Here is a 23,432-nt window from a genome sequence, read left to right on the forward strand (position 1 = left end):
GCTTGCGTGGCCATTCGCCGCAACCGGCAGGCCAGCATGTGGCTATCATTCGGACAGTTTCAAGATGGTCGGCTCATGCCCGGTGGCGCGAACGAAGCGCAACAGGTCCGTGCTGCCGATCGAAGTCGTCGCATCGTTGGTCAGAGGGTGGGCGTTGACGACGTCATGGGCCATCAGCGCCTCGTCGATGAAAAACCTGACCCGCTGCTCGCTATCATTGATCAAGCCGAACAATGAGACAGCGCCCGGGATCACTCCAAGAAGCTCCATCAGCGCTTCGGGCTTGCCGAAGGAGACGCGGCTGGCTGCACCGATCTGGTGATGGATCTGCTTCAGGTCGACCACCGCATCCTCCTCGACCGTGAGGAGAAAATAGCTGTCCTTCTTGTCCTTGAGGAACAGGTTCTTGGTATGCCCGCCCGCGATCTCGCCGCGCAACGCCTGTGAGTCCGCGACGGTGAACAGTGGCGGATGCTCGATGGTGGTGGTCTCGATCCCCAGCGATTCGAGGAAGGCGAAGAGATCGGCTCTGGTTTTCGGCATGCTCGAGATCTGCGGATTGGCTGGAGGAGTGGAATTGAGGCTCCACTCCGGAATGCACAACGGCGCGGTCCATGTCAAAGGTGCAGCCCGATTGGAGAATTTCGGAACAGCAGAGCATGCCGGCCGCATTGGGTATGCTTTCCGATACGGCCATACTGCCATGGAGTGTAGAGGCACGACCAGAACACGACAAAATGGACCGCCGCCGCCAACGCGGCCGTTTATGGCCAGTGTCATCGAGATACTGATAGGCCGGACGATCAATGATGGGCCCGGTGGTGCACACCCGAACTGCCGTAGGAGGAGAGGACCGGGCAGTCGCGCCAGATGTTCGCAAGCGGAGCGGGATCGAAAGACCGCATAGGCGTATCGCCCACCCTGACGCGGCGGCATGGACCTTCCTCGTTTTTCCCTGTTGCAATCGGCAAGCGCTTCGGCCATATAAGCGCGGCTTGCGGCGCTTGCGCCGCGCGAGCGGGTGTAGCTCAGGGGTAGAGCACAACCTTGCCAAGGTTGGGGTCGAGGGTTCGAATCCCTTCGCCCGCTCCAAAGTCCAAAGTCCTTCAAAGCCGCGGAACTCTGCGGCTTTTGTGTTTTCCGGGCGGTTGGAATCGTAGATGGCTGAGACCACCCAATACGTCGCGCTTACCGCGGGGTTACAAGTTCACCAGTCTGACTGTGCGTGAGATAACGGCGTCTGCAGTATTCGGAAAATCTTAGCCCCAGAATCGGCCCGATCTTCTCCCTGTGTCGCCCTTGTGAGGGATTAGAAAATGGGGGGTGAACTGCAGCGACGAAACAATTTTTCGCTTGCCAAGCGGCGCACTCCGCGAATGGCACGATCCACCGCCGTGTTTGGCTGGGGCTCTACTCCCTTCACCCATTTGAAGCTGGCGATTATATCGAGGGCACCTTGCCGCGCTTCGCGTAAGGCTGTGAGGTAGGCCGGCGGCATCTGCCGCTGATCCATCCTCTCTGAGTATGGGTTCAGTCGGCGCTCAGAGGTGACCAAGAAGGCTTTTATCTACTATATGCGCTTCGAAAGATCAGCCCGTCACTGCAATATTATGAAGTGAAAACGGACGGGGTCTATGGATTGGCTTCGTCCGACGCCAGCACGCCCTTCACGTCCTTCCACGATCCCATCATGTGCGCCCGGAGTTGTTCCGACAGAGCTTCGGCATCGCGTCGCTCCAGGGCTGCCAGGATCTGCTCGTGCTCGCGGATCGCCTGATCCCACCATTGCCGCTGCGAGTTGCTTACGTAGCGCATACGCCGTGAGCGCATGTTTAGCTTGTCATGCAGATCGATCAGAAAGACATTCTTGCTGGCCGCCACGATCTTTTTGTGGATCCGCTGGTTCATATCGAAATATTTGAGCCGGTCGCCGGCGGCGTGGTAGGCGAGCATGCGATCGTGCAACTGTTGGATTTCGGCAAATTCCCGCGGCGAGATGAACTGGCAGGCAAGTTGACCGGCGACACCTTCGATTGCGCCGATCGCGTAAAGCATGCCCATCACATCGTCTGCGCTGGGTTGGACGACCACCGCGCCCCGGCCGGGCAGAAGTTCAACCAGGTTCTCCGACGCAAGGACCTTGAGAGCCTCGCGCATAGGCGTGCGCGAGATGCCAAACTCCTCGCAGAGCTGCATCTCCGGGATGATCTGTCCGGGACTGAGCTCATCGACAAGGATCATGTCGCGAAGCCGGATCGCAACCTCTTCATGCAGGGTGCCGCGACTGATGCGGCGGGCTGAACCAACTGCAGCCGCCTTGTTCGCGCCTGCCGATCTCGACCTCACAACCAATTTTGCGTTCCTCCGAAGCTCAAGGGCAGCGTACCAAATTCTCCCCCGATATAGCGATGCATAATTATATATCAAGCGTCATAGCCCACCTTAAGGCGTGTGGCAACAATGGGTTAGGCGGGAGGTAGGGCCCAGATGTCCCGCGGGCGGGGAAAAATTTCCGCCCCAGCCGTTGACAGTCCATAATTATGAATTACTAATTTCGTTGAAACGCAATCAAGGCTAGCTGCCCCCCCAACTGAGCCGGTTCAGGACGGTGTGTCCGCCGTCGAGGGTGGTTGCATGCCTGCGGTTCGCCGATTGCACGAGCAGGAAGATGGAATGAACGTGGGCGAGACATCTGGCATCAGCTTGAGGGAGGAGGGCGAGGGACTTTTCCGCCTCACCATGAGCAATCCAGGCAAGAAGAATGCACTGACGCTAGACATGTATCGCGACTTCGGTGCGACGCTTAAGCAGCTTGATGGAAGTGACGCGGTCCGTTGCCTTGTCGTCCAAGGCGCGAATGGAGATTTCTGTGCCGGCAGCGACATTGGCGGCTTCGACGGCAACCGCAGTGGCTTGGAACTGGCGCGCGAGTACGCGGACTTCACCGTTGCGATGGTTCGCACCCTGAGGGACTTCCGCCATCCGACAGTCGCCTGCATCGAGGGCGTGTGCGTCGGCGGGGGGCTAGAAATTGCTTCGGTCTGTGACATTCGCATCGCCGGAAACAGCGCCCGCTTCGGCATTCCTGTGAACCGTATCGGGATCACCCTCGACCATGCCGAGCTCGCTGACCTGATGGCGGTCATCGGGCGCACGGCAACGCTCGAGATGCTGCTGGAGGGTCGTATCTTCGGAGCGGAGGAGGCCCTCCGGATAGGGCTCGTCACGCGGGTCGTCGATGATGCTGCGGTGGTTGCCGAAGCCGACGCTGCGTCGCAGCGCATCGCGCGCTCGGCCCCGCTGGTCAATCGCTGGCACAAGAAGTTCGTTCGTCGCCTGCAGCAGCCTGGCCAGCTCGACGAAAGCGAAATTGCCGAAGCCTATGCGTGCTTCGAATCCGAAGATTATGAAATCGGCCGCCGATCCTTCGCGGCCAAACTGCGCCCCAACTTCGTCGGTCGCTGAATCATGGGGGCAAGAATGACTGCCAAGCAGAAGAAGGCAACCGGACCGCTTGCAGGCCTCAAGGTGCTGGACCTCTCGCAGATCATGGCGGGACCCTATTGCACCATGGTGCTGGGCGACTTGGGCGCCGAGATCGTCAAGATCGAAAAGCCGGGCTCCGGCGACGACTCCCGACAGATGGGGCCTTATGTCGACGGCGAATCTGCCTCTTTCGCCCATATCAACCGCAACAAGCTGGGTGTCGTCCTCGACATCAAATCCGAGCGCGGTCGCGAGATTGTCCACCAGTTGGCGCGCGAGGCGGATGTCGTCGTGGAGAATTTCCGTGTCGGCGTCACCGAGAGACTGGGCGTCGACTACAAGACGCTGAGCGCGTTGAATCGCAGGCTGATCTACTGCTCGATCTCCGGATACGGCCAGACCGGGCCCTATGCCAAGAAGGGCGGTTTCGACCTTGTCGCGCAGGGTGCTACCGGGATCATGAGCATCACGGGGGAGCCGGACGGCCGCCCGTTGAAGTCGGGCATCGCCATATACGACGTGGGCGCCGGGCTCACCGCGACCTATTCGATCCTGGCGGCCCGCATCCATCAGCTGCAGACGGGCGAAGGACAGCACATTGACATCTCGCTGGCCGAATGCGGCCTGCCATGGTTTGCCTGGGAAGCCGCGGCGTATTTCACGAAGGGCATCGTGCCGCGCGCGACCGGCAGCCGCCACAGGTTCGACGCACCCTACCAAGCCTTCAAGACCGGCGACGGCTTTCTAGTGCTCGGTGCCGCCAACCAGCGGAGCTGGGAACGTCTTTGCCGCGACGTTCTCGGGCGCTCTGACTTGGTCGAGGATCCGCGCTTCCTCACCAATAGTGAACGCATGGACAATATCGATCAACTGGAGCCGATCCTCGAGGCGGAATTCGCCAAGCGGGACGCCGCGACCTGGATCGAGCTGTGCACTGCCGCCAGTGTTCCTTGCGGGCCGATCAACGACTTCCACCAGGCGATGAACGATCCGCACTATCTCGCGCGCGACATGGTCATGGAAGTCGATCACCCGGTCTTTGGCCGGATGAAGGTAATCGGTATCCCGGCGAAATTTTCGAAGACGCCGGGAGACATACGCCTCGCGGCGCCGACAATGGGCCGCGATACCGATGCTGTCCTAGAGGACCTTGGCTTCACGCCGGAGCAGATCAAGGACCTACGTGTGAGCGGGGTTGTCCAATAGGTGACTGGCCGCAGGGGCTGCCGCCCATAAAACAAAGCAAGGCAGCACTGGCAAAGAGAGGGGAATTGGCGCCGCGGCGTCAAACAATGGAGGATTAGACATGAGCTACAGGATCGATCGCCGTCAGTTCGCCAAGTTGGCAGCGGCCGTTGCGGCGGGCGCCGTACTCTCCAACACTGCCGGCGCGGCAGAAGCGTTCCGCCTCGGCGCACTGAACTCGATCACGGGCGCTGGCGGCGCCTACGGACCCGGCATGCTGGAAGCGATCCAGATCGCCGTCGCCGAGGTGAATGCCGCAGGCGGCGCCGCGGGCAGGCAGTTCGAACTGTTCGCCGAAGATGATCAGACCAAGCCAGACGCTGCCGTGCTTGCCGTCAAGAAGCTGGTCGAGATCAACCGCGTCGAGGCTGTCGTCGGCATCTGGCCCTCGTCGGTGCAATTGGCGACCCTGCCCATCACCAACGCCGCCAATGTGCCTTCTTTCAATGTCTGTGGCGCGCCCGAACTCGAGACCCTGGACGACAAGGATCTCGTCTTCCAGTTCTACGCATCGAACAAGGTGATCGGGGCTGTCTTCGCCGAGGTGGCGAAGAAGCGCGGCTTCAAAAATCCGGCGGTGCTGGCGTACAACAATGCGACGATGGTCGCCCAAGCCGAGAATTTCCGGTCGACGTGGGAAGCGGGCGGCGGAGAGGTTGCCGACTTCATCGTCTACGAACCGAACCAGACCAGCTATCGCACGGAACTGGACAGGGCGCTGTCGAAGAACCCCGATATCTTGGTACTCAGCTCGTACACGCCTGACGTCACCATCATCCTGAAAGAATGGTACCAGTCCGGTTACGATTGCAAACTCATATCGCCCGGCTGGTCCATCACCCAGGCGGTCGCAGATGCCCTCGGCCCGGAAGTCAGCGCGCAGGCGACTACCATCTCCAACGTACCGGCAAGCAGCACTGAAGCTTACAAGGCTTTCCACGAGGCATTCGTCGCGCGGACCGGCCGGCAGCCGGAAATGTTCGCCACCGCAGCCTACGATATGGTGATCGTGCTGGCCTTGGCGATCGAACTCGCGGGCGCTAGCGCCAAGGGCACCGAGATCTCGGCCAAAATCCGCAATGTAACCAATGCGCCAGGTAACAAGGTCTCGACCTTCGCCGAAGGACTCGCTGCGCTGAAACGAGGCGAGGAGATCGACTATGAGGGCGCATCGTCTCCGCTGGAGTTCGGCGAAGCGGGGCAGACCACTCCCGCATTCGGCATCTTCGGCTTCGAGGACAATAAGCTCGCCCTTCAGGAAGTCATGACGCTCAAGTCCTGATCGTCGAGGGCGGACTATAATGGACTGGATCAACATAACCAACGCGGCGATCAACGGCATTGTCCTGGGATTGCTGCTGGCGCTTCCGGCGCTGGCTGTAACCCTGGTGTTCGGTATCGCACGCTTTCCGCATGCGGCAGTCGGCGACTACATGACATTTGGCGCCTACACGGCCATTTTGGTCCAGTCCTTCATGTCGGCTTCCTTGGTGGCCGCCGCACTGATTGCCTCGGCGGCCACAGCCTTCCTGTCGCTCTTCTTCTACGCCTGGGTGTTTAGGTCGTTGTCGCAGCGATCACCTGTATCGAGCCTGATCGCATCGATCGGCGTCGCCTTTGCCGTGCGCAGCGTCATCACCTTCTTTGCAGGACAGTCGCAATACGTCATCGAAGCACCCCTGGTCCGAGCCTGGAACTTCAGCGGCGTACGCATCCTCCCAACCGATCTGTACGTCGCCGCGACGGCGGTCCTCGCGCTGGCCGCCGTGTTCTTCATGCTTCATTTCACGGCGTTTGGCCGCCGCATGCGCGCGGTCGCCGACAATCCCGAGCTCGCTGCGGCTAGCGGGATACGGGTGCGTGAGGTCATGATCACGTTGTCCGTCATCGTCGGCGCGTTCTGCGGGCTTGGCGGCATGTTGATGGGCTTCAAGGCCGTCGTGCTTCCCGAACTCGGATGGGAACTCATCCTTCCGATCTTCGCCTCCGTCATCCTGGGCGGCATCGGCAGCCCTGTGGGTGCGGTCTGCGGCATGATCCTCTTCGGGATATCGCAGGAAATAGCATCACTCTACGTCGGTGCATCCTACAAGCTTGTCCTCGCCTTCGTCGTGCTCCTTCTGGTCCTGCTGATCAGGCCCCAGGGCATGTTCGGCAAGATCATAGCGGTGAGGTGATCCGATGGAATTTTACCTCATCGCGATCTCGATCAGCGTGTTGATCTACATGCTGATGGCAAGCGGGCTCTCGCTCCAGTACGGGTTCACCGGTCTCGTCAACTTCGGCTATGTCGGGTTCTTCGCGATTGGAGCCTATACATCCGGTCTGCTCTCGCTGCAGGGCGTGCCGCTTCCGGTTTCCTTCCTCGCGGCGATGCTTCTCGCCGGAGCGCTCGCATACCCGCTCGGCATCATAACCTTGCGTCTCGGCGGCGATTACCTCGCCATCATCACGCTGGGGTTCTCCGAAACAGTCCGTATCCTGCTGATGAAGGAGGACTGGCTGACGCGCGGCGTTCACGGAGTGCCAGGGCTCCCGCGCGTCTTCGACGACTGGGCGGGCGTATCGTCCGGGGATCTGACCCTTCTGCTTCTGCTTCTGGTCGTAAACATAGCCGTCTTCGCGCTGATAGCCTATCTCGTGCGCAGCCCGTTCGGCCGCATCATAGCCTCGATCCGCGACAATGAGGTGGCGGTTCGCGCGCTCGGAAAGAATCCGGCCGCCTTCAAGACGCGCTCGCTGATGCTCGGCTCGGCGCTGGCGGGTCTCGCCGGTGCCTTCCAGGCCCACTACGTGACCTTCATCGCGCCGGAACAGTTCGTCCCGCTGATAACCTTCTACGTCTGGATTGCGATCATCGTGGGTGGTCCGAACCGCATCCTCGGAATCGTCGTCGGCACGATCATCCTGCTCACCTTCCTGGAAGGCTCGCGATTCATGCGGGATTTCGTCGGAGGAGTCTCCGAGGTGCAACTCGCCAGCGTCCGCTTCTTCATCATAGGCATGGCGCTGATCTGCACGATCCTTTATCGGCCGAACGGCCTGTTCCCCGACAAGTTCTCCAAGGGGAAATGAGATGTCGCTGCTTTCCGTAAAAAACCTCTCGGCGAGATTCGGGGCGTTCACCGCCTTCGACGGCGTGGACATCGAATTGGCGAAGGGTTCGCTGACCGGTCTCATCGGAACCAACGGCGCCGGAAAAAGCACGTTGTTTTCGGCCATCACCGGCTACATCACGCCGAGTAGCGGCGAGGTGAAGTTCGACGGCCATGACATGCTGCCGCTATCGATCGAAAAACGCGTGGAAAAGGGGCTAAGTCGGACGTTCCAAGTGCCGCGCGAGTTCAGCAGGCTCAGCGTGTTCCAGAACCTGATGGCTGCGCCGCCAAACCAGGCGGGCGAGAGCCTGGCTAAGCTCTTCATCACTCCAGGTCGTGTACGCCGGCAGGAGGCCGAGTTGGCCGAGCGCGCCGATTCGATGCTGCAGTTCCTCAATCTCGCGAGGGTGGCCGACACGCCCGCGGGCAGCCTTTCCGGCGGCCAGAAAAAGCTGTTGGAACTGGGCCGCCTGCTGATGCTCGAACCGAGCTGCATCATGCTCGACGAGCCATTCGCGGGCGTAAACCCCGTGCTTGTCGAGGAACTGTCGCAGCGCATCGTCGAACTGAACCAGCGCGGCATAACGCTGCTCATCATCGAGCACGATCTTGCAAGCCTCTCCCGTCTCGTTCCCAGGCTCTACGCCATGGACCGGGGACGCATCATCGCCGAAGGCAAGCCATCCGAAGTGCTCGCCGACCCGCGTGTGCGCGAAGCTTATATGGGAGGGGTCATATGAGCCTTCTGACTCTCTCCGGCGTTGCTGGCGGCTATGGCGACGTCGACATCGTCACCGGCATAAACATGCATGTCGACGCCCGGGAGATCGTTACCATCGCCGGTACCAACGGCGCCGGCAAATCGACCCTCATCAAGGCCGTGATGGGCTACCTGCCGCGCCTGTCGGGACGCATCGAGTTCGACGGCCACGATCTCAGGTCCCTGTCGACCGAGAAGCGGGCGGGCATAGGCATCTCCTACGTTCCCCAGGTGCGCAACATCTTCTCGACGCTGACCGTCCTGGAGAACCTGCAGGTCGTCGAGAAGGTCGCCGACAGCCGGAAGCGCATCGCGGAGATGTTCGACATGTTCCCGGCGCTCGCGAGCCGCAGGCGCACCCAGGCCGGCAATCTTTCCGGCGGCGAGCGCCAGCAACTCGCCTTCGCCCGCGCGCTTATGTCGTCACCGCGTCTCATCCTGCTCGACGAGCCATCCGCCGCCCTTTCCCCGGCGCTGACCGAATTGGTCTTCGCCGAGGTGCGCAAGCTCCCGGCAACCGGCGCTGCGGTGCTGATGGTCGAGCAGCGTGCCCGTCAGGCGCTCGCCTTCAGCGATCGCGGATACATTCTCGATTCCGGCAAGATCGTGCTGACCGACACAGGCAGCGCGCTGCTGGCCAACGAAAAGATGGCCGAACTCTATCTCGGCAGTAAACCCGTCGAACCAGTGCAGGCGTCATAGCCGAGCCAACAGGAGGAGATTTCATGAACATCCAACAGACAAAGATCCAGGCGAAGCGGCCGGCGCCCTCCAAGATCGCCGCGTTGACGCTGGTCCAGGCACTCAAGGAAATCGATTCGGGCCGGCTGACGTTCGAAGCCTGGGTGCGTGGCTGCCTGGAGCGCATCGAGGAGCGCAATGACGACGTGAAGGCTTGGGTCTTCGTCAATGGCGAGCGCGCGCTCGAAAACGCCCGCCGCGCAGATCGCGGCCCGCGCAAGGGTCCGCTCGACGGCGTGCCGCTCGGCATCAAGGACATCATCGACACCGCCGACATGCCGACCGAGCTCGGCGACCCGGAAATCTTCCCTGGCCGCCAGCCGACTGTGGACGCCGCCGTCGTCACCATGGCGCGCAACATGGGTTTCTCCATCCTCGGCAAGAACACCGTCTCGCGCCACTCGATCATGCTGCCTGGCCCGGCGCGCAACCCCCACGACCTGTCGCGCACCCCTGGCGCGTCCTCCGCCGGCTCGTGTGCGTCGGTCGCCGACTTCATGACGCCGATCTCGATCGGCACCCAGACCGGTGGCTCCATCGTGCGCCCCGGCACCTTCTGCGGCGTCGTCGGCTACAAGCCGACCATCGATTCGCTGCCCTATGCCGGTCTGCGCCGCTACTCGCGTCCGCTCGACACGGTCGGCCTCATCAGCCGTGCCGTCGAGGACACGACGCTGGTCATGGGCGAGATCATGAGCGACCCGCGCTTTGATCCCACGGCGCCAGTGCGCAAGGATTTCCGCGTCGGCGTCTGGCGTCCGAAGCCTTGGGAGGATTGCGAGCCGATCATCCACCAGGTCTTCGACGACAATGTGCGCCGCCTGGAAAAGGCCGGCGTGAAGGTGGTCGAGCTCAAGATGCCGGAGAACTTCGACGTCGCCGCCGAGGAACATGACGTGATCATGTCCTACGACCTCGCCCGTTCGTTCAAGGAGATCCGCCGCGACCACCTGGACAAGTGCGACCCGGATCTGATCTCCTATCTCGACCTGGGGGATACCTACAGCGCGGAGGATTACGGCCGCGTCCTCACGGCCGCCGACCAGCGCCGCCGCGCCTTCTACGACGTGGCGCGCGATGTGGACGTTCTGATCACGCCGGCGACGCTGGGCGAGGCCCCCGACATCACCGACACAGGCAGCAACGCCTTCATCCGGCTCTGGACGCTGCTGCACAACCCGGCGATCACGCTGCCGGTTGCGCGGGGCCCGCGCGGCCTGCCGGTCGGTCTGCAGGTTGTCGGCTTCGTCAACGAGGACGCCGCGTTCTTGTACCACGCACGCTGCATCGAGGCGATCCTCGGGACTCGAGCGTCCGAAGTGTAACCGCAACAGCAACTCCACAATCCCGACCTGTTGAATGCCGGCACGTCCGGCAAAGGGGAGAGTCATGTCCGGGCCTAAGGGGTTCGCGAACGGAGACGAGTTGATAGCAGAGCTGGCCGCCATCGTCGGGGCCGGCAACTGCCTATCGTCACAATCCGACACCGCGCCTTATGCGAGTGACGGGCGCGGCCTCTTCACCGGCAGCGTGGCGGCCGTCGTAAAGCCGGCCACCACCGCCGAGGTATCGGCTGTCGTCTCTGCCTGCGCCCATGCCGGCTGCGGGGTCGTGCCGCATGGCGGCAACACCGGCCTATGCGGTGGCACCGCGCCCGGCCCCGACGGGCGCGACGTCGTGGTCAGCCTGGAGCGGATGAACAAGGTCCGGCTTGTCGACCCTGCCAACGACACCATGACCGTCGATGCGGGCATGATCCTGCAGAACGTGCAGGCGGCGGCGGCTGAGGCCGATCGCTATTTTCCGCTCAGCCTGAACGCCGAAGGATCATGCCAGATCGGCGGCAACATCGCCACCAATGCCGGCGGAAATGCCGTGCTGCGCTATGGCAACACGCGCGAGCTCATCCTCGGCATCGAGGCCGTGCTGCCCGATGGTTCGGTGTTCAGCGACCTGCGCGGCTTGCGCAAGAACAATTCCGGCTACGATCTCAAGCAGCTGTTCATCGGCTCCGAAGGCACGCTTGGCATCGTGACTGGCGCGACGCTCCGGCTGTTCCCGGCGCGCCGTCAGATCGAGACAGCGCTGCTTGCGCTGGCGAGCCTGGACGACGTGATCGCGCTCTATCTCGATGCGCGCGAGCATGCCCAGGAATTCCTCACGGCCTTCGAGCTGACGCCCCGAATCGGCCTTACGATGGCGATGCAGCACGTTCCCGGCGTGGCCGATCCGTTCGCCGAACCGCACCCGTACTATGTCTTGCTCGAACTGTCGTCCAGCCAGACGCGGGTCGGCCTCGGCGACCTCTTGGTGGACCTGCTGGAGCGGAACCTCGAAGCCGGCCGCATCGCGGACGGCGTCGTAGCGGGCAGCCTTGGCGACGCCCAGGACTTCTGGCGCATCCGCGAAGGCTGCGTCGAAGCGCAGCGCATCGCCGGCCCGAGCTACAAACACGACGTTTCCGTCCCGATCAGCGCGATCCCAGGCTTCATCGAGAGCACAAAGGTGACGCTGGAACTTGCCTATCCGTCGGCGGCTGTCGTGGCGTTCGGCCATGTCGGCGACGGCAACATTCATTTCAACGTCTGCGCCGCCGACATGGATCGGGCTGAGTTCGCAGCCGCACAGCACGCGATCGAGGAGATCGTCTTCGACGCGGTGATGGCGCGCGGCGGCAGCTTCAGCGCCGAGCATGGCATAGGCCTTCTGAAGCGGGACGTGCTGCTGCGCTACACGACGCCGGTCGGCATCGACCTGATGCGCGCCATCAAGCTGGCCGTCGATCCCGCGGGCAGCCTGAATCCCGGAAAGGTTCTGCATGCGCCTCCGGCCGTTCCGGAGCGGCAGATGGAGCACGCGACCCAATGAGACAGCGACGATACGGCGCGTGGAGACTCGCGCAACCTAATCAAGATCACGCATCCTGGAGCGGACGAAGATGAGCTGGATTGGAATTGATGTAGGGGGTACTTTCACCGACGCCGTTGCCTACGACGCGGTGCGCGGCGAACTGAGATCGGAGAAGGCGCCGACCACTCCCTCGAAGCCGCAGCAGGGCGTGCTCGACGCGCTCGAAAAGCTCGGCATCAAACTGAGCAGCGCCGAGCGGCTCATCCACGGGCTGACGCTTGGCACCAACACGGTTCTGGAACGCAAGGGGGCCGATGTCTGGGTCGTGACGAACAGTGGCTTCCGCGACACGCTGGAGATCGCCCGCACCAACCGCCCGATCCTCTACAACATCAAGACGCTGAAGGCCGCGCCGCTGGTCCCGCGCAGCCGCATCCTGGAGGTCAGCCAACGCAGCCTCCGCGACGGCTCGACGCTGCGCGAGATCGACATGGAGGAACTAGCCAGCGTCATCGAGACGCTACGCAAGGCCGAAGCGCGCGCGGTCGCCGTCTGCCTGCTGCATAGCTACGTCAATCCCGAGCCCGAGCGCACCATCGCCAAGGCGATCGAGACCGCGCTGCCGGACTGCTTCGTGACGACCTCGGCGGACGTGCTGCCCGAATATCGCGAGTACGAGCGCTATTCGACGGCCGTGCTCAACGCCTATACCGGGCCACGCGTCAGCCGCTATCTCAGTTCGCTCGACGAGGCGCTCGACGAACGCGGCTACGAGAAGCCCGTCTTCATCATGACCTCCAACGGCGGCGTCTTCACGGCCGATCGCGCGTCCCGTTTCCCTGTGAACACGATCCTGTCGGGTCCTGCTGGCGGCGTCGCGGCAGCCGTCGCGCTCGGCGAGGCGATCGGCGAGCGCAACCTGATCACCTACGACATGGGCGGCACGAGCACGGACGTCTGTCTGCTCAAGGATCTGCAGGTCCCCGTCACCAACGAGCAGTTCATCTCCGACTTCCCCAATCGCACGCCGCAGATCGAGATCAACACGGTCGGCGCCGGCGGCGGCTCGATCGCCTGGCTGGATGCAGGCCCGATCCTGCGCGTCGGCCCCCAGAGCGCCGGCGCACAGCCCGGCCCCGCCTCCTACGATCGCGGCGGCACCGAGCCGACCGTGACGGACGCCAACGTGGTGATGGCTCGTATCGACCCCAACGGCCTGCTCGCCGGCTCCGTCCGCATGCGTCCGGACCTCGCGGAGGCGGCCATAGACGCCGTGGTGTCGCGCATGGCGGACTTGACCAGGCACTCGCTTGCCGAAGGCATCGTGCGGATCGCGGTGGCGCGCATGGTCAGCGCCATCAAGGAAATCTCGATCGGCATGGGTCACGACCCGCGCGAATTCGCGTTGCTTGCCTACGGCGGTGCAGGTCCCCTGCATGCAGTGGCGATCGCCGAGGAGCTCGAGATTCCGAAGGTGATCGTCCCCCCGAACCCCGGTAATTTCTCAGCTTACGGCGCCATCCTGTCCGACGTGCGCCACGACTATGTGCGCACCCATCCGATGGCATTCGCCGACGAAAACATCGCGGAGATGGAGCGCATCTTCGCCGAGATGGAAGCAGAGGGCGCGGCCGGGCTTGAGGCCGAAGCGATCGAGGCCGGCAAGGTCGAGATGCGCCGTTTTTGCGGCATGCGCTATGTCGGCCAATCCTGGGAGCTTTCGGTCGAACTGCCTGCCGGCCCCATCGACCTCGCGGCCTATGCCAAGGCGTTCCACACGCTGCATGAGCAGCGCTACGGCCATTCGGCCGAGAATGATCCGCTTGAGATCGTCAATTTTCGCCTGGCCGTCATCGGCCTGATGTCCAAGCCGTCCCTGCCGGAATGGACGCTCGGCGGGAGCTTCGAGCAGGCCGAGACCAGCCGCCGCGACGTCCTGTTCGATGGCGAGTTCGTGGCGACGCCGGTCTATGACCGGGCAAAACTGCCAGTCGGCGCGACCTTCAGCGGCCCGGCAATCGTCGAGGAATCCGGCTCCGTCACCGTCATCCCGAAGCAGTGGAACGGCTCGGTCGATCGCCTGGGCGTCATGATCCTCACCAAGGAGCAATAGTCATGGACATGCAGATCAAGACCAAGATCGACCCGATCACGCTTGAGGTCGTGACCGAGGGCCTGATTGCCATCGTCCGCGAGATGCGGGCGAACGTGGTGCGCACCTCCTATTCGGCTGCAGTCTACGAACTCGACGACTTCTCCTGCGCTCTGTTCAGCATCGATGCCGAGCTTGTGGCGCAATACAACGACCTGCCTAGCCACATCATCCCGATGCCCTGGGGCGTGCGCTGCGTGATGGAAGACCTCGGCGGAGACCTCGCTCCCGGCGACGTCATCCTCTTCAACGACAGCTATCGAGGCGGCACGCATCTCAACGACGTCACCGTGCTGGTGCCGATGTTCGTCGACGGCGAGCTGTTCATGTTCCCAGGCGTCCGGACGCACTGGGCCGATGTCGGCGGCATGTCGCCGGGCAGCTATTCGGGCACTGCGCAGAGCATCTTCCAGGAGGGTGTGCGCATTCCGCCCCTCAAGCTCTACGATCGCGGCAAACTCAACAAGGGCGTGCTCGACCTCGTTCTCTGCAACATGCGCATCCCGTCGGAACGCCTCGGCGACCTCAATTCGCAGATCGGCGCCTGCCGCATCGCCGAGGGCCGCTTGCGCAAGATGATCGAGAAGTACGGCAAGGACACTGTCAAGGCCTGCATCAACCTCAATCTGGACCGCGCCGAGCGCAGGATGCGCGATCAGATCTCGGCGCTTCCGGACGGCGACTATGTCTACGAGGACTATCTCGAATATTACGACGAGGGCGTCCTCGACCCGGTCCTGATGAAACTCAAGCTGTCGATCCGGGGCGACGAGATCGTGGCGGACTTCGCAGGCTCGAACCCACAGGTCCCGGGCCCGGTCAACTCGTCGCTGGCTGTCGCAGGGGCGGGCGTCTTCGTGGCGCTGAAAGCAACGCTCGATCCGGGCGGAGCCGTCAACGGCGGTTCGTTCCGGCCGATCAGTTTCACCGCGCCGGAGGCGTCGATCGTCGACGTGAAGCCCGACGCCCCGGCCGGCGCCCATGCCGAAGTGCGCAAGCGCTCGCTGTCCGTAATGCTGGGGGCGTTGTCACAGGTGGCCCTGAAACATGTGTCGGGAGATCTGTGCGGCACGTCGTTCCCGAACAACATGGGCGGTTATCACAGCGCCGATCGCCGCAACTACGTTTATCTGGAGGTGCCGGCGGGCGGAAATGGCGGCTTCGCGGAGCATGACGGGTCGAGCGCTTTCGTCAATGTCGACCACGGAAATGTGCGGTCGATCGAAACGGTCGAGAACCTGGAAGCGACAATTCCCTTCCTAGTGGAGCGCTGTGAACTGCGCAGGGATTCGGGAGGCGAGGGCGCCAGCCGCGGTGGTCTTGGCATGCACCGTGAATTGCGCCTGCTCGACACCGAGGCCGAGTACTCCGTGCTCAGCGACCGCGCCGTCATCCCGCCCTTCGGCATGTCGCGCGCGCACGCTTCGCATCAGGTCCGTGCCTCGATCATGCGCGGAAGCGACGAACGGCCGCTTGCGACACCGGGCAAGACGACCGGCCTCAAGCTTCGCGAAGGCGACATTGTCATCATGGAGTCGGCCGGCGGCGGCGGCTACGGCGATCCGCTTACCCGCGATCCCGAAAAGGTCCGCGCCGACGTCGAAGGCGGCTATGTCAGCCGGGAGCGCGCCAGTGAACGGTATGGCGTCGTCTTCAGCGGCGACGGTCGGGTGGACCAGAGCGCGACGACCGCTCGCCGCGCCGAGATTGCGGCTGCACGCCTGAAGTGGACGGTTCGCGGGGACGAGTCCGACCCCTATGAGGGGCGCCGCGGTCGGCACCGCATGCTGAGCCTTTCGCAGAAGCAAGCCCGGACGCTCGGTGCCGACCAAGGTACGCTGGTCGAACTGCACGGACGCAATCCCGCGCCGTTGCGAGCCTGGGTGAAGCTGGTCGACGACGGCGATGAGAGCATTCCGCTAGACGAGTTCGGGCGCAAGGTTCTTGGCATCCGTCCCGGCGATGAAGTCGAGCTTCGCGTGCTTGCCATGCCTCACGTCCCGGCTGGGCTTTCAAATCCGGCAAACAAAGATCGCAGCAATGCTCTCCATGCGTAGTCTCTGGCTTGACGAGGCGCTCGCCGCCGAGGCGGACACCCTTGAGGTTTTGCGCGGCGACGTGTCGTGCGACGTCTGCATCGTCGGCGGCGGGTTCACCGGACTCTGGGCGGCAATTGCGATCAAGACACTTGATCCGTCCACAGATGTCGTCGTCGTCGAGGCCGACATCTGTGGCGGCGGTGCAAGCGGCCGCAATGGCGGCTTCGTCCTGACCTGGGCAGCCAAGTTCCTCACGCTTGAGAAACTGTTCGGCACGCAGGATGCGCGCCGCATCGTCGAACTCGGCGAGGCTTCAGTCGCGCAGATGGGCAGCTTCTGCGCAGAGCACGGCATCGATGCGCACTATCGGCGCGATGGCTGGCTGTGGACTGCCAGCAACGATGCACAACTCGGATCTTGGCTGAGCACCACCGAGGCACTCGAAAGGGCGGGGCTGTCGTTGTTCGAGGAGCTTCCCCGCGATGAGGTACAACATCGCACCGGCTCCCTCCGGCAAATCGGCGGTGTTTTCGCGCCGAACTCGGCGACCGTCCAGCCCGCACGGCTGGTCAGGGGCCTGCGACGTGCCGCGATCGCCAAGGGAGTACGCGTCTTCGAACAGTCGCCCATGGTTCGGCTCGAGCGAGCCAGCACGACGGAAGTCGTCACACGAAATGGCATGGTGCGTGCCGCGCGTGTGGGACTTGCGATGAATGCCTGGAGCGGGCTGCTCCGGGAACTGAACCGCCTCATATTGGTGGTCGGAAGCGACATCGTCGCGACCGAACCCTGTCCGGAATTGCTGGAGCGGCTGAACCTGCGATCGGGTGTCGCGATTTCGGATTCACGGCTCTTCACCAACTATTATCGCAACACCCTGGATGGCCGGATGGTGTTCGGTAAGGGTGGCGGGTCTTTCGCGTTCGGCAATGATTGCGGAACCCTCTTCGGGGGCGCGTCGCGCTTCGAAAAGGAGGTCACGAGAACGCTGGAGTGGTTCTACCCCGAGTTCGGCTCGGTTCCGAAGACTAAGTCGTGGACCGGGCCAATCGACCGGACGATGACCGGCCTTCCGATCTTCGGCCGACTGGAAGGTCCGGGACATGTGTTCTACGCATTCGGCTATTCCGGCAATGGCGTTGGTCCGTCGCATCTCGGAGGGCGCATCCTTGCGTCGATAAGCCTTGGGCTCGACGACGAATATGCGCGCCTGCCCCTCGTCGACTATAGGGCCGAACGCTTTCCCGGCGAGCCGTTCCGTTACGTCGGCGCACGCGTCGTACGTTCGGCGCTCGCCCGCCGTGAGGCGGCAGAGGATCTCGGCAGGAAACCGGCGATGCTCGATGTTGCACTGGCCAGCTTCATGCCGGGAGGCATGGTGCCGGTTAAGGCCAAGAGTTCTTCCTGACCCGATTCCACGCGTTCGAACCATGTTCGTCGAACGCGGCTGGCTGCGTCAGGTCACTCTCGGTGTATACGCAACGGGGATCACGTCGGCCATGGAGTCCGCGGGCGGCACCGCAAGATTGATTAGGGAACTGACTGAATGAGCAATCACATGTTCAGCGCCATCCGCGCTGCAATCACATCCGACAGTGCGGTTCTCATTGAAACGGCGGACGGGAGCGTCTGGACCTATGGCGATATGCTCGCGCTTTCTGGCCGACTCGCCAGCACGCTGGTCGCCCCCGGCGCAAAGCCGGGCGACCGGGTCGCCGTTCAGGTCGAGAAGAGCCCGCAGGCTTTCATGCTCTATCTCGCGTGCCTCCGTGCCGGCCTAGTCTATCTGCCGCTCAACACCGCCTATACCCTGACTGAACTGGACTATTTTGTTGGTGATGCGGAACCGCGCGTCGTCATCGGTTCTCCGCGAGCGGCGGAGGGTATTCGGAAACTCGCCGAAAGCCACGGCGCGCTCTTTGAAACGCTGGACGAGCATGGCGGCGGTACCCTGACAGAAAAAGCGGCGAAGGCCGATAAGGAATTCGCCGACGTGGCGCGCGGCCCGGATGATCTCGCGGCCATTCTCTACACCTCCGGCACGACTGGCCGCTCCAAGGGCGCGATGCTGTCGCACGACAACCTTCTCTCCAACGCGCTGACGCTGAGGGAGTATTGGCGCTTCACTTCGAGCGACCGGCTGATCCATGCGTTGCCGATCTATCACACGCATGGGCTCTTCGTTGCCGGCAATGTCATCCTGACGAGCGGCGCGTCGATGTTCTTCCTGCCCAAATTCGATGCCGGGCAGATTCTCTCCCTGATGAGTCGAGCGACCTCCATGATGGGCGTGCCCACATTCTATGTCCGGCTGCTTCAGCATCCGGGCCTCGACCGGGAAATTGCCGCCGGCATGCGGCTCTTCGTGTCAGGCTCGGCGCCGCTTCTGGCCGACACCCATCGTGACTTTCGCGAGCGCACCGGCCACGCCATCCTCGAACGCTACGGCATGACCGAAACAAACATGAACACCTCCAATCCTTATAGCGGCGAGCGCACCGCCGGCACGGTGGGCCTCCCGTTGCCCGGCGTGGAATTGCGCGTGGTCGATCCCGAAGGCGGCAGCACGATGCCGACCGGACAGACCGGCATGATTGAGGTGAGGGGGCCGAACGTCTTCAAAGGTTATTGGCGCATGCCCGAGAAAACCCGGGCCGAGTTCCGCGAGGATGGCTTTTTTATCACCGGCGATCTCGGCACGATCGATGCCCGCGGCTACGTCACCATCGTCGGCCGCGGAAAGGATCTCGTGATTTCCGGCGGCTTCAATATCTATCCGAAGGAGGTGGAGACGGAGATCGATCAACTGCCGGGCGTGGTCGAAAGCGCGGTGATCGGTCTTCCGCATCCCGATTTCGGAGAGGGGGTTACGGCGATCGTCGTGAGGCAGAAGGGGGCCGACTTGGATGAAAGAACCGTGGTCGCCTCGCTTTCCGACACGCTGGCGCGCTACAAGCAGCCCAAGCGCGTGATCTTCGTGGACGAACTGCCGCGAAACACCATGGGCAAGGTGCAGAAGAACGTTTTGCGCGAAACCTACAACAAACTCTACCATTCCGAGGCCGCTACGTCGGCGGACTAAGGCGATCGGATTTCCATAGGGTTGACGTTGTCCCAAGCTTCTAACCAATTCTGCGTTCGCTTTGGGCGTTGATTTTTCCCTGAGGGCGAGTGGAGTGACGGGGTGGGCGGAGGCAGCCCAAGGGGCCAGCCATTGTGTGGTCGAATTCGACCCGCAGCACGTGACTGCAATCATCCCGTTACCGAAAGGTAGTGCCGGAAGCGGTCGTAATGATTGATCACGTCCGCAATGACCTGGTCGACATCGTATCCATAGATGTCGTAGCCCTTCCCGCCCCGGGCTAAAAACACTTCCGCGCGGAAGTAGTTGTTGCGCTCGCCTGCCGGGCGCGCCGAGTCCACCAGCGCGAAAGCGGGAATGGGTTGGCTCACCGGACGAACCTCATAGACAAAGTTGTCGGCAGCTTCGCCGTGGTCCACCGTCAGCCGCAAACCGTCCTCGGGTCTGTCGATCGTTGCCGCGATGTTCCGCTTTTTCAGTTCCGACACCACGGCATCGAACGCCTTGGCGACCGTGGTGTCGAGATAGTCGGCGACTTGCCGGCGACTCGCGTGGCCGAGAATGGTGCCCAGCCGCCGCCGCCAGACATAAACGCCTTCGTGGGAAACAAGTGGGGCGGCCGGCAGGGCCGCGCTGGCTGCGAGCGCGACCTCATCGTAAAGCGCCTTCCAGATGCCGTAGCACATCAGCACCATGACAATGGAAAGCGGGAGGGCGGCGATGACCGCCGCCATCTGCACCGCGCCGAGCCCGCCCGCCAGCAGCAAGCAGGCTGCCACCCCCCCACAGACGAGCGCCCAGAAGACACGCAGCCACAGCACCGGCTCCTCATCCCCGTCCGACGTGATCATCGCGATCACCAGGGCGCCGGCATCGGAAGCGGTCACGAAATAGACGGCGACCAGCAGGCCGGTCATCCATGCCAGCAAGTTCGACCAGGGGAGATATTCGAATACAGTGAAGAGTGCGATCGGCATGTTCTCGGCCACCGTCCGCGAAATATTGCCGTCCGCTACGTGGAGGTCGAGCCAGATCGCCACGTCGCCGAAGATGGTGAACCAGATGAAGCTGAACCCGGCAGGAGCAAACAGCACCCCGAACAGGAACTGCCGGATGGTTCGCCCGCGCGATATGCGCGCGATGAACATGCCCACGAATGGCGACCAGGAAATCCACCAGCCCCAGTAGAACAGCGTCCAGGTGCCCACCCAGTCGGTCGGTTCGTAGGCGTAGATGTGGAAGGTACGCGAAACGAAGCCGTTGAGATAAAGGCCGATATTCTCGACGAAGGCCTGTAGCAGGAAGCGCGTCGGGCCAAGAAACAGGATAAGGCCCATCAGCACGAAGGAGACGATGATGATCATCTCGCTGAGGCGCCGGATGCCATTGTCCAGTCCTGTTGCGACGGTGACCGTTGCCAGCGCGGTGACGATGGCAATCAGCACGACTTGCGTCGCAAGGTTCTGTTCGAGGCCGAAGAGATAGGAACCGGTGGCGTTGAGCTGCGCGACGCCGAGGCCGAGCGAGGTGGCCAAGCCTGCCAGAGTTCCGACCACGGCGAAGATGTCGATCACATCGCCGATCGGTCCCTTCACCCGGCTTCCCAGGAGCGGCGTGAACGCCGAACGGATCACCAGCGGCTCGCGCTTGCGATAGCCAAAATAGGCGAGCGCTAGGCCTACGACGGCATAGATCGCCCAGGCATGTACGCCCCAATGGAAGAAGGTGATCTCCATCGCATCGCGGGCAGCCTGCGCTGAACGGGCAGGAGCGTCTGGCGGCGTGGAAAAGTGAGTGATCGGTTCGGCGACGCCGTAGAAGACGATGCCGATACCCATCCCGCCGCTGAACAGCATGGCCACCCAGGTCCCGAAAGTGTAGTCCGGGACAGATTCATCGGGACCCAGCTTGATGTTGCCAAATCCGCTCAGGGCCAGCCACAGGAGAAAGATGACGAAGCCGCCGACAGCCAGCATGTAAAACCATCCGGCCTCGGCGACGATCCAGTCGTTGGCTCCTTGAAACAGGCTAGCTGCAGCCTTCGGGGCGATAATTGCAAACAGGATCAGGCCCAGCGAGATTGCTGCGGACCCGTAGAAGGAGATTGGTGAAATTCCGGCGAGTCCTGGCAATCGCATTTGGTGTTGTCTCCGCCGTTCTCTCGGCCTCCTTGCGCGCCTGAGCGGGCAACTCGATCAGCTCATTTTCCTGCGAAGGTCAGCGGGTTTCCGGAGGCTCGCTTTGCCCTGTAGCGGACACCGACGCCGGCTGGCTGGCCGATATCCGCCACACCGTGTTTGCCAGATCGTCGGCAACGATCAGCGCGCCGCGCGGGTCCAGCGTCACGCCGACCGGCCGTCCGCGCGCCTTGCCATCTTCAGTTAGGAAACCGGTGGCGAAATCGATCGGATCGCCAGCGGGCCTGCCGTCACGGAACGGTACGAACACCACCTTGTAGCCGACAGCCGGGTTGCGGTTCCAACTGCCATGTTCGCCGACGAATACGCCGTCCGCAAAATCCGCGCCCATGACAGGGGCCGAGAACGCCAGGCCAAGGGCCGCGACATGCGAGCCGAGGCTGTAGTCGGGGCGGATCGCGGAGGCCACCTTTTCGGGATTCTGCGGTTGCGCGCGGGGATCGACGTTCTGGCCCCAATAGCTGTAAGGCCAACCGTAGAAGGCGCCCTCCCGCACTGAAGTCAGGTAGTCCGGAACCAGGTTGGGACCGATCTCGTCGCGCTCATTCACAACGGCCCAGAGTTGGCCGGTTCCCGGCTGAATGGCGAGCGCAGTGGGATTGCGAAGACCAGTCGCATAAGGCTTGTGCGCTCCCGACTGGGCATCGATCTGCCACACCATCGCCCGGTCATTCTCCGCGTCCATCCCGCGTTCGGTGATATTGCTGTTGGATCCAATGCCTACGTAGAGGAAGCGGCCGTCGGCGCTGGCCGTCATTGCCTTGGTCCAATGATGATTGATCGCCGAGGGCAAGTCGGTGACCTTCACCGGCGGTCCGCTCGCCTGGGTCTCACCGTCGCGGTAATCGAAGCGGACAACTGCATCCTGGTTGGCCACGTAGATGGCCCCGTTCACGAATGCGAGGCCATAGGGCGCATTGAGATTGTCCGCGAAGATGCTCCGCGTCTCGTAGGTTCCATCGCCGTCAGTGTCACGCAGCAGCGTCAAGCGGTTGCCGCCTTTCGCATTGGTCTTGCCCATCGACTTGATGCGGTTCGCGATGAGATCCTTGGGACGCAATGCCGGCGCGCTGCCGCCGGAGCCCTCCGCCACCAGTATGTCTCCATTCGGAAGGACCAGCGTCTGACGGGGTATCGCGAGACCGGTGGCGATGGGCTGGATCTTGAACCCCTGCGGCACCGTTGGGAGCTCTTCGCCCCGATCAGCCGGAAGCGCGATCGTCATATCGGGCAGGAGGCCTCGCCGTGGTGCGGGCAGGTTCGGGTCGGCACCAAATTGCAGCGGAGAAGCGGCCTCGTCGCTGCAGCCGGAGAGGATAGCAGCGCAGGCGACAAGCAGAAGGAAGGGGCGGATCATGGTCACCTCCATGAGCGGAAGCCCGAATAACCGATCCATGCCGCAACGAGCGCAAGGAGCGTCGTGACCAAGGACAGATATAGGCTTTCCGGCATAATCGCCCAGGCATCCTTCGCGTGCACGAGGGCGTTGACGAAGCCGAGCACCCACACGGCCAGCAACACGATGAAATATAAGAAGGTCCGCCCCGTCCGGAACCGTAGCAGGTCGATCAGCGCCCAAAGCATGGCAAAGCCGCCGCCCAGCAGTCCTCCGGCGATCAGCCATGAGGAGAAATTCGCCCACTGAACCTGGAAGGTGTTCCAGTAGGTGATGTCGCTGACCAGAGCGCCGAGGAACAGCGGAAACGGAAAAGCGAGAAGGATCGCGTGAAGCGGGTGGAGTGATCTCACGGGCGCTGGATCGGATACGGCGACCATGTCGG

General features: G+C 62.7%; 18 protein-coding genes and 1 tRNA gene. 14 read left to right on the plus strand and 5 right to left on the minus strand.

The features are described from left to right. Positions 1–45: 45 nt before the first annotated feature. Complete coding sequence (locus tag HUI96_RS14440) at positions 46–543, minus strand: prolyl-tRNA synthetase associated domain-containing protein (protein ID WP_188255366.1); 498 nt, start codon at positions 541–543, stop codon at positions 46–48. 474 nt (positions 544–1,017) lie between these two features. Between HUI96_RS14440 and HUI96_RS14445 the strand changes: the two genes are divergently transcribed. After that, positions 1,018–1,092: transfer RNA gene (locus tag HUI96_RS14445), tRNA-Gly, on the plus strand. Positions 1,093–1,632: 540 nt separating this feature from the next. Here HUI96_RS14445 and HUI96_RS14450 read toward each other — a convergent pair. Continuing rightward, on the minus strand, positions 1,633–2,346 hold the full coding sequence (locus HUI96_RS14450) for a GntR family transcriptional regulator (RefSeq protein WP_337918385.1): 714 nt from the start codon (positions 2,344–2,346) through the stop codon (positions 1,633–1,635). Positions 2,347–2,673: 327 nt separating this feature from the next. Here HUI96_RS14450 and HUI96_RS14455 point away from each other — a divergent pair, with 327 nt between their 5' ends. The 13 genes from HUI96_RS14455 to HUI96_RS14515 all read left to right on the plus strand — a co-directional run bounded on the left by HUI96_RS14455 (position 2,674) and on the right by HUI96_RS14515 (position 19,453). Continuing rightward, positions 2,674–3,465, plus strand: coding sequence for an enoyl-CoA hydratase-related protein (locus tag HUI96_RS14455; protein ID WP_188255368.1), 792 nt, complete (start codon positions 2,674–2,676; stop codon positions 3,463–3,465). Positions 3,466–3,480: 15 nt separating this feature from the next. Beyond that, positions 3,481–4,692: a CaiB/BaiF CoA transferase family protein gene (locus HUI96_RS14460; RefSeq protein WP_188255369.1), complete on the plus strand. Its 1,212-nt coding sequence runs from the start codon at positions 3,481–3,483 to the stop codon at positions 4,690–4,692. 100 nt (positions 4,693–4,792) lie between these two features. Then, positions 4,793–6,013 (plus strand): ABC transporter substrate-binding protein, encoded by a 1,221-nt coding sequence (locus HUI96_RS14465; RefSeq protein ID WP_188255370.1) that lies wholly within the window; start codon positions 4,793–4,795, stop codon positions 6,011–6,013. 19 nt (positions 6,014–6,032) lie between these two features. Then, positions 6,033–6,908: a branched-chain amino acid ABC transporter permease gene (locus HUI96_RS14470; RefSeq protein WP_188255371.1), complete on the plus strand. Its 876-nt coding sequence runs from the start codon at positions 6,033–6,035 to the stop codon at positions 6,906–6,908. Between the two features lie 4 nt (positions 6,909–6,912). Then, positions 6,913–7,806 (plus strand): branched-chain amino acid ABC transporter permease, encoded by an 894-nt coding sequence (locus tag HUI96_RS14475; RefSeq protein ID WP_188255372.1) that lies wholly within the window; start codon positions 6,913–6,915, stop codon positions 7,804–7,806. A gap of 1 nt (position 7,807) precedes the next feature. Next, positions 7,808–8,569, plus strand: a complete 762-nt coding sequence (locus HUI96_RS14480) for an ABC transporter ATP-binding protein (protein ID WP_188255373.1) — start codon at positions 7,808–7,810, stop codon at positions 8,567–8,569. Continuing rightward, positions 8,566–9,291, plus strand: coding sequence for an ABC transporter ATP-binding protein (locus tag HUI96_RS14485; RefSeq protein WP_188255374.1), 726 nt, complete (start codon positions 8,566–8,568; stop codon positions 9,289–9,291). The genes HUI96_RS14480 and HUI96_RS14485 overlap by 4 nt, the downstream gene beginning before the upstream one ends. An 83-nt stretch (positions 9,292–9,374) precedes the next feature. Then, positions 9,375–10,655, plus strand: a complete 1,281-nt coding sequence (locus HUI96_RS14490) for an amidase (protein WP_210320172.1) — start codon at positions 9,375–9,377, stop codon at positions 10,653–10,655. A 64-nt stretch (positions 10,656–10,719) separates the two neighbouring features. After that, complete coding sequence (locus HUI96_RS14495; RefSeq protein WP_188255376.1) at positions 10,720–12,198, plus strand: FAD-binding oxidoreductase; 1,479 nt, start codon at positions 10,720–10,722, stop codon at positions 12,196–12,198. 70 nt (positions 12,199–12,268) lie between these two features. Further along, a complete protein-coding gene (locus HUI96_RS14500; RefSeq protein ID WP_188255377.1) occupies positions 12,269–14,293 on the plus strand; it encodes a hydantoinase/oxoprolinase family protein in 2,025 nt (674 codons plus the stop codon). A 2-nt stretch (positions 14,294–14,295) separates the two neighbouring features. After that, positions 14,296–16,389, plus strand: coding sequence for a hydantoinase B/oxoprolinase family protein (locus HUI96_RS14505; RefSeq protein WP_188255378.1), 2,094 nt, complete (start codon positions 14,296–14,298; stop codon positions 16,387–16,389). After that, positions 16,382–17,779: an FAD-dependent oxidoreductase gene (locus HUI96_RS14510; RefSeq protein ID WP_188255379.1), complete on the plus strand. Its 1,398-nt coding sequence runs from the start codon at positions 16,382–16,384 to the stop codon at positions 17,777–17,779. Before HUI96_RS14505 ends, HUI96_RS14510 begins: the two co-directional genes overlap by 8 nt. 138 nt (positions 17,780–17,917) lie before the next feature. Continuing rightward, a complete protein-coding gene (locus HUI96_RS14515; protein ID WP_188255380.1) occupies positions 17,918–19,453 on the plus strand; it encodes a malonate--CoA ligase in 1,536 nt (511 codons plus the stop codon). Positions 19,454–19,623: 170 nt separating this feature from the next. On the opposite strand, the gene HUI96_RS14520 is transcribed toward HUI96_RS14515, so the two are convergent. The 3 genes from HUI96_RS14520 to HUI96_RS29090 all read right to left on the minus strand — a co-directional run bounded on the left by HUI96_RS14520 (position 19,624) and on the right by HUI96_RS29090 (position 23,427). Further along, on the minus strand, positions 19,624–21,591 hold the full coding sequence (locus tag HUI96_RS14520) for a BCCT family transporter (RefSeq protein ID WP_188255381.1): 1,968 nt from the start codon (positions 21,589–21,591) through the stop codon (positions 19,624–19,626). A gap of 79 nt (positions 21,592–21,670) precedes the next feature. Further along, positions 21,671–23,008, minus strand: a complete 1,338-nt coding sequence (locus tag HUI96_RS14525; RefSeq protein WP_237684138.1) for a PQQ-dependent sugar dehydrogenase — start codon at positions 23,006–23,008, stop codon at positions 21,671–21,673. 2 nt (positions 23,009–23,010) lie between these two features. Then, positions 23,011–23,427: a DUF2231 domain-containing protein gene (locus HUI96_RS29090; RefSeq protein ID WP_210320174.1), complete on the minus strand. Its 417-nt coding sequence runs from the start codon at positions 23,425–23,427 to the stop codon at positions 23,011–23,013. Between the last annotated feature and the right edge of the window lie 5 nt (positions 23,428–23,432).

The organism is Pseudaminobacter soli (ex Zhang et al. 2022) (assembly GCF_014595955.1).
GTDB classification, from domain to species: Bacteria; Pseudomonadota; Alphaproteobacteria; order Rhizobiales; family Rhizobiaceae; genus Kumtagia; species Kumtagia pseudosoli.